The sequence below is a fragment of the Pseudoalteromonas sp. SCSIO 43210 genome, from assembly GCF_054133285.1.
The window spans coordinates 2,131,627-2,144,306 of record NZ_CP087225.1; the positions used below are offsets into that span (position 1 = coordinate 2,131,627).

At 37.3% G+C, this 12,680-nt stretch carries 7 protein-coding genes; 1 reads left to right on the forward strand and 6 read right to left on the reverse strand.

What is annotated here, in order from left to right; genetic code table 11:
- Positions 1-160 precede the first annotated feature (160 nt).
- Genes LOS73_RS09110 through bcsR form a run of 6 tightly spaced genes read right to left on the reverse strand, consistent with a single transcriptional unit; the run spans position 161 to position 10,934 of the window.
- Positions 161-3,979, reverse strand: a complete 3,819-nt coding sequence (locus tag LOS73_RS09110; protein WP_033031532.1) for a cellulose synthase subunit BcsC-related outer membrane protein — start codon at positions 3,977-3,979, stop codon at positions 161-163.
- Positions 3,970-5,100 (reverse strand): cellulose synthase complex periplasmic endoglucanase BcsZ, encoded by a 1,131-nt coding sequence (gene bcsZ / locus LOS73_RS09115; RefSeq protein WP_033031534.1) that lies wholly within the window; start codon positions 5,098-5,100, stop codon positions 3,970-3,972. Before bcsZ ends, LOS73_RS09110 begins: the two co-directional genes overlap by 10 nt.
- Positions 5,100-7,346, reverse strand: coding sequence for a cellulose biosynthesis cyclic di-GMP-binding regulatory protein BcsB (gene bcsB / locus LOS73_RS09120; RefSeq protein WP_033031536.1), 2,247 nt, complete (start codon positions 7,344-7,346; stop codon positions 5,100-5,102). The genes bcsZ and bcsB overlap by 1 nt, the downstream gene beginning before the upstream one ends.
- On the reverse strand, positions 7,339-10,011 hold the full coding sequence (gene bcsA / locus LOS73_RS09125) for a UDP-forming cellulose synthase catalytic subunit (RefSeq protein ID WP_033031539.1): 2,673 nt from the start codon (positions 10,009-10,011) through the stop codon (positions 7,339-7,341). The genes bcsB and bcsA overlap by 8 nt, the downstream gene beginning before the upstream one ends.
- The gene (gene bcsQ / locus LOS73_RS09130) at positions 10,008-10,721 is read right to left on the reverse strand and encodes a cellulose biosynthesis protein BcsQ (RefSeq protein WP_033031541.1); all 714 of its coding nucleotides are present in this window, start codon (positions 10,719-10,721) and stop codon (positions 10,008-10,010) included. The genes bcsA and bcsQ overlap by 4 nt, the downstream gene beginning before the upstream one ends.
- 21 nt (positions 10,722-10,742) lie before the next feature.
- A complete protein-coding gene (bcsR, locus tag LOS73_RS09135; protein ID WP_007376902.1) occupies positions 10,743-10,934 on the reverse strand; it encodes a BcsR/BcsP family cellulose biosynthesis protein in 192 nt (63 codons plus the stop codon).
- A gap of 112 nt (positions 10,935-11,046) precedes the next feature.
- Between bcsR and bcsE the strand changes: the two genes are divergently transcribed.
- Positions 11,047-12,666, forward strand: a complete 1,620-nt coding sequence (gene bcsE, locus LOS73_RS09140) for a cellulose biosynthesis protein BcsE (RefSeq protein WP_033031542.1) — start codon at positions 11,047-11,049, stop codon at positions 12,664-12,666.
- Positions 12,667-12,680: the final 14 nt, after the last annotated feature.

Genomic DNA, 12,680 nt, shown 5'->3' on the forward strand with positions numbered 1-12,680 from the left:
GACCATCAGTATAGTATTTGTAGCTAAGATAATGATTTGCTATAGGGTAATAACACCACAAGGTAAGAGGCACACCCTTATCCTAGTTACAATTGGGCACAAGTATACATATACCTTAGTGCTAGGGGAAGTATTGCGCGGTGTATCACCTTATGCCGAGTTAGAACTCGGCATAAGGTACAATTGGAGTGCCAGGAAATTCAAGAGTGCCATATACAGGGTTGAAGTAGTATCGCATATACAATTGGCCAAAGTTAGGCTCGTAAAAGTCTGAACGATCTATTGCCAGGTAACCACCAAAAAACCAGTGTGGCGTTATTCTATATTCAAAGCTGCCCTCTAGGTTATAAGAGATACTTGAACTTGTGTCGCCCTCAAACGCTGGATTTGCTCCTGTTTCAAGCTGACGAATAAACGCTTCTGCTTGTAAGTCTGGATCGTTAGGGAAAAAGTCAATTGCTTGGGTTTTAGTTTGTGAATATGAAACGCCCGTTTTCAAACGATAAACAAAATCATTGCCCCAACGTGCGTCATAACTAAGCGGTACTGATAAACCAACATAATTTTGTGGACTATAGTAACCACCATGCCCCCAAGTTTCTTCACTTAAATTATATTGGTATGCCCAATGTAATAAGCTTGCTCCTACAGTGAATTCGCGTTCTTGATTGCTAATTACGCGATAATAACTGCCACCCATAATACGATATCGCTGATTGTCTTTTACATTTTGGCCCTTATATGAGGTAAAGTCAGCACTAGACCAAAATCCCCAATTACCACCTAAATCGTGTGATATATTTGCAGTAAGGCCTGTAGAACGTACGCCGCCCCATATTTTACCGGTGTTTATATCTTCAAGACCCGCATAAGAAAGTACTGAGCTGGTAACAGGACGCTTCTCTAATTCAAGGCTGTATCCAAAGTCGCCAATATCATCGGCGTAATTTACGCCCCAGACAATATCCTCAATTAAAAACCCTAAAGGGGTTGTACCTATATCTAAACGCCAGTTTTCATTCTGCCAGCCTAATCCAATATCTACGCCGCTTTCTTTCGGGCTTACTTCATCAAGAGAACACGTAAATATACATAAAGCACCTTGGCCATAACGGCTTCCCGCAAATTGCTCATCAAAACGTGTTGTTTGCGCACTAATTGTTGTCGGGTCTATTTTTACAAAGCCTTGACCTTGCCAAAGTGGGAAATAAGCTTCAATAGGCACTAAACCAGCCCCAAGGGTTGCTTCACTTTCAGTGCTTGTCTGGCCACTAAAGTTAACACCAATAGCGATGTAAGCTTGGTTTTTGTTTTGTTCATTAATAAGCTCACGCTTTGCGCCGTTTATATACCACTCATCGCTTTCATTTATTAGCGAAAGCGAGTTATAAAGCTCTTTTTCAGTTAATGTGCGGTTAGGCGAGAGTGTTTGTGTGTACCAAAGTTGAGCTTGTTCTGTTTCATTGAAATTGCTGGCCACTTGGGCGCCCAAATAACGTAACTCTGTATCATTTGGCGATTTAGTAATGAGTTCTGTAGCTAAACCAAGTGCGTCACCTGAGTAGTTAAAATCATTAAGAGATGCCATAATTTGACGTTGTAAATAGCTTTCCTGTGATGAAGTTTGCGTTATAGCTTGTTGTGTTACTTCTTTGGCTTGAAAATCATCACCTTGCTCTCTGTACGCTTTAGCAATCGCTAGTAAAGCTTGTGGCTCAATAATTTGCTTATTTTGTACTTTTTGCTGATATAAGATAATCGCTGCTTGGCGTTGTTCAAGCGCTAAATTTGCGTTAATTAATGCTGTGGTTATTGCTGCGTTATTTTTATATTTTTGGTCTAGTTGATTTAGTTTCGCAATTAAATCGCTGCCGCTGTAATACTGGTTAATATAGTTGTTTTGTAACTGTACATATTGATTAACATCATTTTTAGATGCATTTTCTGAAAGAGCATAACTGGTGAACCATTGTTTAGTTTGTTGCTCATTTCCTTGTTCTAATAGCCATTCGCCATAAAGCATATGCCAATAAGCAGAAAGTGTAGGTTGTGCCGTTAATGCTTTATTTATAAGTTTAACAGCGTATAGCTTTTCATTAATTCGATACCAATTACGTGCTAATTCGGCTTGCATTACGGGAGTTAAGTTTTGTGCTTCTAAGGCGCTTAAATGATAGATGGCCGTTGCTTTATTTTTAGCATCAAGATGGCGCTCGCTTTGAGTTAAAGATTCGTTAAGTTGTAGCTGTTGTTCTAGCGTAACAATATCTGCATTTCTGGCTCTAAAGGGAATATATTGCAAGGTTGCAATAGCGCCTTGGTAGTCATCAATAGATCGTAGAAAAAGCGCGTGGCTATAGCGCAGCTGAGGGTTTAAAGGGAACTGCCACAATACGTTATTAAACAACGTACGAGCTTTATCAGTAAGCCCTTTTTGTTGGTATATAAAAGCTAAGTCGTAATATAGCCAAGATTGCTCTGGTGCAATATCTATTGCCTCACGCAACACTTTTTCAGCCTGCTCTAAATCACCTGCTTGCGCTAGGGTATTTGCTTTTGCTCGATATTGGCTACTAAGCGATATTGAATAGGATTGCTTAATTTGCTCCTTTTGAGCAAATGTTAAACGGCTATAAAAAGACGTTAAAGCTTGTTCACTTTGTTCAAGTTCAGCTATTTCAAGCAAACCTAATAAGGCGCTGTTATTGAGAGGGGCATTCTTTAAAACAATTTGATAGGTTCGTGCTGCTTGAGAGTATTGCCCTTGAGCAAATTGTAACAAGCCTCTGTTATATAAAACTGCATTAGGGTTTTGCTCCAATGCATCAGCTAAGTCTAATTTTAGCTTTGCTATTTTAAATTCATTCTTATTAATTGCATCTTTGGCTTGGCGTATATAAAGCCAAAACTTTGCTGTTTTAGCTAATCCTTTTAAGGTTTCTCTTTGTGCAAAATCGGCGGTGTGCTGTTGCGCTCGTGTAAAGTACTCATAGGATTTTTGATTGTCACCTAAGCGTAAATAAAGAATACCCAGACTTCGCATTATTGCACCGTCTTGAGGTCGCCCACTTATCGCTTTTAACAGTAACGGTTCAGCCGCTTTTAATTTGTTTTTTTCAAGGAGTTTATCGCCTCTAACCCAGAGCTGATAGGCTGGATCTGCAATTAAGGTTTGACGTGCTGTTAAATCTTTTTTGAAATCCTGATACTGTAACTCACCTTTAGTACTAAACGGGTAAAGCATAAAGTAGGTTTGAAACTCTTTATCAGTGGCACCACTAATTGGCATGTTTGCTAGCGAACCGAGCCAAATCTCTTCTACTTCATTACTAAAGCTAGAAGTTGAGCCGTATTTACTTAGAATACGAATAGCGTGCTTGTCACTTGGGTTACGTCTGAGTAAATGCCTCGCGTAAGCAATCTCAACTTGGCCTATATTAGAGTAACTTTGCAATAATGTTTCGTAACCATTTTTAACACTTTGCCATTGAGAGCTGTCTTGTGCGTACCAGCTTAAATGTTCTAGTTCATAATTGAGTGTTGGGTATACATTATTAAATATTTTATTATAAATTTGACGTGCAGGTTCGTACCGACCTGCGCGAGCTAGTAATTTAGCTTCTTGAATAGCCGATTTATCTTTGCCTTCAATTCGAGACATGACTTTGAGTTTTTCAATGCAAGGGGGTTGCTTAACAAGTCCGTTATTTAATTTGCTTAGTAATTGATTTGCTCCATCTAAATCACCGTTAACAAAGTTGTAATGCGCTTGAGCACACTGTGTTTCTATGCGGGTTGGAGCAATCGCGACCAGCTTTTTCAAGCTATCTTCAATAAGCCTTTTATTTTTTTGTGCTTCACCAATATTTATTTGGCTTAGTAACCACTCAACAGATCGCGTATCAATATCATTTACTGTTTTTGCGTTTAGCATTGGGCTCAGTATTAATACGCAGAGTAGGGCAACCTTTAGCTGCATTCAGTACTCCATTTAGGTTGTAATGTTCCATCCGCTGTAATTGCAAAACGTTTATTTAAAGTACTTGTACCAAATAAATTTAATACACTGTCGTAGTAACGAGTTTGAGTGAATGACTTATCAACCATTAATTTTTGCTGAATTGTCATCGCTAAGGAATCATCGTCTTGTATTGCAAGTAAAGGTAGTAAAGCTGCATTAAAGCCTAATGGGCCTCTTTTTTCTGATTTACCTGATTTCGAAAACGTATTTAATGGCACATAACCACGGTCATTAATTGTTTTTAAAAATGGATTAAATTGTGCTAACAATTCTTTTTTATAAGGTGCATCGTTTGCCATCATACTGGCCCATAAATAAACCCTAATAGCGTTGTAGCTTCCTACGTCACTTGTTTTTTTATCGTAATAAAAACCATTATTAGTGTCGTACATTACCCAGTCAGGGCTAACACCTTGTTTGGCCGTATCTAGAATTAACTTTGCTGAGCTTTCATGTAGTTGTTCCCAAGGAGAATGAGGATATAGTTTTTTAAATTGTTGATATATAAATAAAGGTGAGTAACTAGGGTTTAATTTATATTGTTCGTCTTTAAAGTCAAAGCCAGCTGGGGCCGGTAGTAATGACAAACCAAGACCGGAAATATAGGCTGTTTCTTCTCGTATTATACGCTGAGCTAGCACGGCCGCTAATATACTATAACGACGGTCATCCCAGAGAATAGCAGCTTGTGATAAGCTATAAGCTATCCATAAATCAGAGTCAGAGGCAGGGTTTGAATCTAAAATTGCTCCTGCATTTTTTTCATTTATACCCCATTGCCATGCTGGTAAACGCGTACTTAAATCACCTTCGGATAAATGATTTTCGGTCCAATCAAGTACTAAATCAAACATTGCTTTATCGTTTGCTATTACAGCAAAAAATAACGCGTAAGACTGACCTTCAGATGTTGTAATACTCTGCTTACTACCTAAATCAATAACACGACCATCTGGGCTTATAAAGTGGCTTTTAAATACTTGCCATGCTTGCCACGGTTGACACTGTTCTATCTGTGCTTTCGTATTAAAAGCAAATAATGCCACAGCAATGCAGATTACCTTTATAAGTGACTTCATTATTTATCTCCTTCAGCTAAACGCTTGTATGTAAGTGCTTGTAATAATCGCCATAGAATAAATGAGATCATCAGTAGCGTTAAAATAGATAATAACGCTAATATAAATGGGTGATCTGATAAGTGAAACCAAATTAAGGTATGAACAGGGATCTGACCAACAAAATACTGTTTATCTGTTTTAATTGTTTCGATCCCTTGTGTTGTAATTATTGTTGCACTGCCCTTAATTTGTTCTCGACTTTGCGAGTTCATCAGTGCGTTATCTAATAGGCCAAACGCTTCATTTGTTGTTGCCGTTAACGATACTATAGAACGTTGCGAGCTAAAGGGGGACTGATAGCCTGTAATCACCGCCATATTGCCGCTACTCTTTACGTTTATTTGTATTTTTTCAGCTTTATTATCGTCATAAGCACCGTTATAAATAGCGAGTTTAATTGCACGTTGATTGTTGTTAAGCAAAATGTTTTTTGGTTCATCTTCTTTTAGCTTGTCACTGCGCGTACTTGGTTTGGTTATAAACAGTATGTCTTTATCGTTGTAGTTTATATCATCACTTAAATATTTTACTGTTAAACGGTGACCAGGGTAGCCTGTTATAGCGCCAAAATGACCGGTTAAATTAAAGAGCATTGAAAGTGCTTTAGGTGTTGGGTTTTCATTCAAAATAACTAATGTTTGTTGTAAATCGGCGTATTTTGTAAACGGGAATCCACTATTAGCAAATACATTTAAATCTGGTAGTGCGATATAGTGATTAAAATTACTTACATCAATATGAGAGTTACCGTCTATAACACCATATTCGCCGCCAAGAGGAGCTCCAGTACATGTTGCATTTTTTAGTACGTCAAATCGAAAATCAAAATTAAGCTCATTACGTTTAGCCAAGCTAATACCATTAAGCGAAAAGTTTTCAGTACTTTGAGTTGAATCTGTATTAGCAATTAACGGTAACAGTGTTTTTGTTGTACTTACAGTAGAGTCATTTTTTTCTAATAAAAAGCCACTAATAAACTCTTGGTTTATCAGCATATTCAGCCTAGAACTTAGTGTGTCATCTTCTGGCGTATTACGATATTGCAACGTTATCGGGATCCCTTTTTCACGCCACGTAAATAAATCAGGCGCAAAGCGAATATTCAACTTAACAGGACCGCTATTGAGCCCTGTAGTTTGTAACTGAGTTGGGTAGTCAATTAACTCATCAAAATGTACAGGGCGATCGCTTCTCAGCCATCGAGGTGCATCGTAAGCTTTGCGAAGTGGAATCTTATTCATGCCTTCAATACTTACACTTCGGCCAGTCATTACTTTATGGCCAAACACTAAACCGTTTACTGCGGTTTTTAAATCTTTTTCATCACGTCCTAATATAAGGAGTATTTTTTTATAACGGTGTATTGGATTGGAAATAATCTCGATTGTTGGTTTTTCTACATCAGGGTAGTCGGCTAAAAAAGCAGGTTTAGATGCGTTTGTAATAAATACAACACTGTGTTGATTAGGTGATTGATTAAGTACAACAGGGAAGTTAGCGCCACGCCAATCAGCTTGAGCACCAAACCAGCTCGAAAGTGTTGCAGCGGCTTCTATTGCTTCTTTATTTGGTGTGCCGGAAAAAATAAACGGAAGAGTTAGTTTACTGTAATCTTTGCTATCAAAAAATGGTTCAGGTAAATACTCAATTTTACTATCAATAGCCAGTGAAGTTTGGTCGAGAGTTATATTACTTGATTTGTTTATTTCTACCCAAATAGCACGGCTAAAATAGTCTTGACATGACGTACTATAATAACCAACAAGCTCAAAGCGAATTTGATTGAAGTCTTGAATGTATTTTGCGTTGAGCGCTATATTATGTTCAGCGGTATTTTTAATAATATTTGAAGGTTCATTTATAGGTAAAACTGTCACCAAATTTTCATTAAAATACACTTTTAAATGCGATACGTTGGCAATTAATGAAGGGGAGTTTGTGTATGAGAAATTCAACATCAAATTTTTACTCAACTTATCAATGCGATTAGTGAAGTCGACATTTGAATCGTTATTTATAGCGTCTAGCTTATAATTATTAAAACCGAGAGCTTCAAAATCAAGACGTAAGCTAGTAACTTGAGCACTCTCAGGGTAGCCATTGTTGAATATGGTCTTATCACTCATGGGCTCAATAGCATTAGCTTGCCAAGCAATGTTCATGAGTAAAAATATAACGAGTGTACTAAGTAGCTTATTAATCATAATTATTTTGCACTATAGGTTTTTTTGGAATGAATGAGTTTATATACATAACTAAACGAGTTAACAGTTTAATAGTCGGTTGTAATGGCCTAGGCGCATGAAATAGTAAATTACTAAAGCCTCTTAAACTAGTCTTTTGTACTTCTTTGAAGCTGTATGACGGGCGATCATGCCTAAAGTTATTTTGCCAATCAAGCCAAGCATCTGCTCTAGAAAAAGTACACTGTATAAATGCACGTTGTTTTTCGAGCGACAAATCTTTAAGTGTCAGACCTATCTGTTTATTACGGGTATTACACACATGAGTTGTAAACGAAAATTGTTTGTCTCCTCGACTCATTAACAACTCAATTTTATCGTTTACTCTACATAGGTGGGCATGCTCTGTCTCAATACCGACACCATTATCTGAGTAATCAGTGATTCTAACTTTTAATGTGTGCCCATTCGCTAAGCGAATACCCGCTGGAAAGTTGGCTTTTATTCGGTGTGAGTGCCTTACTTGACGCGCTTCTGCTGCAACAGCAACAGCGGCTCCTAGAATAATCATGTTGTAGAGCGCCCAGCCCATACTAATCACTAACACACCTATTTGAGAAGGGTCACCAAAGATCAAACGCAGTACCCCAAACACGATGCCCAGAAGGTTAATTGCTAATAGTATGAGATAGGGTTTCGAAATTCCCCAGTCGTAATGCTCTTCATCATTTAGCCCACCTTTTTCTGTTACATTAAACTTACCTTTATTAGGATTAAATAAGGCAACAGTGGTTGGTTTCAATATGTACCAAGCCAACACCGACTCATACACTTCGCCCCAAAATGAGTACCTGTATTTACCTTGAATACGTGAATTAGTCGCTTTAATTTGAATAAGCGTAGGTACTACATAAATAAAAATAGCTAAAAAAGGCGCATAAATAATATAGGCATTAAAGTAGATCAGTGCTAAAGGGGCTGTTAAAAATACAATACGAGGTATTCCCGATAAAAAATGTAACATTGCGTTTATATAGCACAAGCGTTGAGGAATACTTAACCCTTTGCCCATTAAAGGGTTATCAAGTCTGAAAATTTGCGCCATACCGCGTGCCCAACGAATTCGTTGCCCAATATGCGCCGATAAACTATCCGTAGCGAGTCCTGCGGCTTGTGGAATGTTGATATAAGCTGTTTTATAGCCTGCGCGTTGCATGCGCAGTGCTGTGTGAGCATCTTCGGTTACAGTTTCAAATGCAAAACCACCAATATTATCCAGCGCTTCTCGTTTTAATACCGCACAAGAACCACAAAAGAAAGTCGCATCCCACATGTCGTTACCGTCTTGAATAAGCCCGTAAAATAACATGTTTTCATTTGGGATTTGGCTGTGATTGTTAAGGTTTCTTTCGAACGGATCAGCAGAGAAAAAATGATGTGGTGTTTGCACTAAACAGACTTTACTGTCTTTTAAAAATTGGCCCATGGTTGTTTGCAAAAAAGAACGCGCGGGAACATGGTCACAGTCAAATATAGCAATGTACTCACCGTGGGTATAGCGCATAGCGCTGTTCATATTGCCAGCTTTGGCATGATTGTTATCCGGACGCGTTAAATACCCTACGCCAACTTCTTTTGCAAAATCGGCAAATTCAGGACGTTTACCATCATCGAGAATATACACATTTAACTTGTCCTCAGGCCAATCGATACTTAGCGCTGCTAATGTAGTTGGTTTTACAACACTCAATGGCTCATTGTAAGTTGGGATATACACATCAACCGTAGGCCATAAGTCAGTGTTTCTAGGTAATGGTATGGGCTTGCGTTCGAGTGGATTAATAGTTTGGAAAAAACCAAGTATTAAAACAAGCCAAGCATATGTTTCAGCAAGTAGTAGTCCGGCTCCTAAGGCTAAAGCAAGAGGATCATCCCAATTGAGTGTTTCAGTGTAACGCCACCACAAGTAACGTGAGGACGTTGTTACCGATAAAGTGATCATTACAATCGTTGCCATCTGGCCTTTTATTCGCTTAAGTGAATAGGCGACTAATAAAATGAAGCTTATAAAAATGGCTTGCGCTTCTAGACTGAAAGGAATAGTGATAAAAATCGTTAATAAAAACAATATGAATGCAATCACAATGTATTTTACATATTTATTTTGCCAAACACGCGCATCGGCAATAGAGTAAAAAGCACTTTGTTTAGGTTTTTTTTTGCTTTTTGACAGTATACGCCTTAGTAACTTACCTAATTTTAAATCAAACCACCTAAACTGCCTAAAGAGACGATTCACTGAGTCATAGAAATGGTGTGATATTTTTTCTTTCGTCGCCCTTTTTTTTGTCGTTTTTTTAACGAACGTCAAAAAAACGCTTTGTAAAATAAAGCGTATTGAATTTGAATAAGGATGGTTTCTATACGGTTGTCTTAAATGCGGATAATTCACGCTTATCGATTCACGAATATTACGCTTATGAACGCTAATTTTTACAAATAGAGAACTTACTATAATCAGAAATGGCATCAGCAATGCTTCAATCGCATTCATTCTGTGTTGATTGAAGTAGCCGTGAAACTTAAACAGAATCAAACGGACTAATTTTTCGCTAAACAATAAACTCAGCACCAGTCGAAAGGTGTTTTGAAAAGGGTGTTTATGAAGTGCCTTAAATGAGATCATAATGCTGTTTTACTTACCAACCAGCCAGCCAGCGTTTCGAAATCGTCGTTAGCAATGCTATAAGGTGCACAGTTTAGTGCCACATTACGATAAGCCGTTGACTCTTTAATCACTTCGTCACTATTTATAAAAAAAGGTGCCATAAGTGGGAGTGTTGACTGCCAAAGTGAGAATAAATCGAATTCTAATTCAGAGGATGAATTGTATCGGTTAACTAAAAAAAAGTGATGCCACGAATTTTCTGTCTTTTTTAGTTTTTGCAAACGTCTATAAATAAGACTGTGGCATACCGCATCGCAATTGACTAACTCAATGACAATATCGTCTTTATGTAAGGTGTAGTTACTGATATCTATATGACTTGGACAATCGAAGAGTACCCAAGCGTTTTGAACATTGTCCAGTTTATTGCAATTATCAATCAGTTCGTTTAATGCGGTATTAGAAGGTGTTTTTTCGCCATGGGGTAAAAAAATGATGCCGTCACTATCTTGGTAAAAACATGTCAGGATATCGTTGAAATTTTCAGCGTCGCTCCAGCCTTGTGTATTTTTCCAAGGCAAACCAAAATGCAGCCCTAAATCACTTTTTGGGTCTAAATCAACCGCAATTACGTGTACACCGGATTTTTTCAGCACGCAGGCAAGATTAGCCACAATTGCGGTACAACCTGTACCACCTTTTATACCTTTTAAAAAAATTCTTTGCACGTGATGGGGTTACCTATAGTTTCAACGGCTAGTAATAGACGCAAGTTCGTTATCAATTTCTTTTAATAACGCATATTTATTTATAGTTTGCATGTTTTTTTGCGTATTCACTATTTCAATGTAATCTTCACTTTTACCGCCAAAGCGATGAGCTAAGTTTGCTATATCGTTAGATGTGAGTGTTTGAGGATTTTTTGAAATTAAGTTTTGCATTACTACCTGTATCAGTATGTTTTATTTTATAATATATGGACATTATTTGACTATTATATATAGAATAGCGGCTAAAACTAGTAAAAAAGTATTTTTTTGAAAGGTGTTTTGTGTGCATAAGTTTAACATTTTGGGATTAGACCCCGCAGCTGAAGAAATAAAACCTGCTGCAATTTATGCTGTTTTAGCGCCTTTAGACAATTTTTCTATTGAGTTTATATTGCATTCAATAAGCCCCAATGATGTGAAAGAAAATATTTTTATAGTCTCTTCTCAGATAGAGTCATTCTTTGAATCTTCTTGTTCGAATTTACTACTTGATGCTAGTGAGCAAGGCCGAGTACATTCTTTTTCATTTACAAAAGAAATTAGTGAGTGGAATGCAAAACGCATAAATAAAGGGATTATTAAAGAGTTAAGTGCGTATGAAAATATAAAAAATGCTCTAATCGTTGTTCATTTTAGTACTCAGCAATTACGTGATACCACTGAACAGCAATTTGAAACGCTTATTGAGCAATATAAATCATTTTTAATTGATACAAATACTAGTCTTCTATTTTTAATCTCAGGTCCTGAAGTTGCTAATTATCGATTTTTAGTAAGGCGCTTAAATCAACTCTTTAGCGGCGTTGTGTTTGTCGATAATGATTCGGCTGCACGAGTACTTGAGTACGACTATTGGAGACACAGCACAGGGGTATTATCAAATACTCACTATCAGTTAATTTTGCAAAATGATCGGTTAGTTGTAGAAGAAGGGAAAATAGAAACCCAAACACTTAGCAATAAACATTTTAATGATGAAGATGTTGTGTGGTTAGTACAAAACTCAGTACCAGAGGGAACAAAGCTGCCTGCAAATTATCATGTTGTAAAAAGTAACAGCGATTTATTTGAAAAAGGTCCTCAGCTAGAAGCCGCAACATTAGTATTTTCGGTTACACGCTATACCGACTTATCTGAGTTGGGTAAACAATGTTTTGAATTGAGAAAAAATTGTGGTCGTTGGTTAAAACTCGTGATTCAAAATGTAGATGGGATTATCAGGCACCAAGACGAGTGCTTATTTTTAACGCTGGGTGTTAATCTTATTTTGTATAGCTTTTCCGAACCTTCTCGGTTGTTATCGCAAATTCAGTCGATCCAAGGCTTTCAATTTTCTCGACCATTGCCTCCATCTGTTGAGCATGTATTACGATATACTGAAAACACGTTTTCAAAAGGTTACTTACCATTTATTGATTTTACTCGCCAAGTTGAAGTGCACAGTGACTCGGCGGTTAATTTAGGTGTCAGTGGGGTACTGGTTGTACTTGAGTTATTACCAAGAATAGATCCTATTCACCCACTTCATCTATTTCACATAAAACGTGAAGGTGATGTATTTAGTGTTGCTGAAAACAAAGTTTACTTGTATCTACATGCTTGTAGAGAAAATGATGTAATGAATGCGATTAAACATTTATTCAAATTAGAAACCAGTGATTTTTTTGCTCAACAGAGCATTATTTCGGACCACTTCTATATTCAGCAAGAATGTAAACAATTACGCCGATATTATAGAGATAAAGATGTGAGTGATTTTACAAATCAACTAAAAGAAAATGACAGTTACAAGTTCGATCCTGCTTTAGCAAAAAATCCCAGTATTGATATTGCTACGCCTGAATTTTTCACTCAGGAACGCCCTGATGCAAAAGCTTTTACAATGAAAGTTAAAGAGCTGTGATATGAGTATTAATC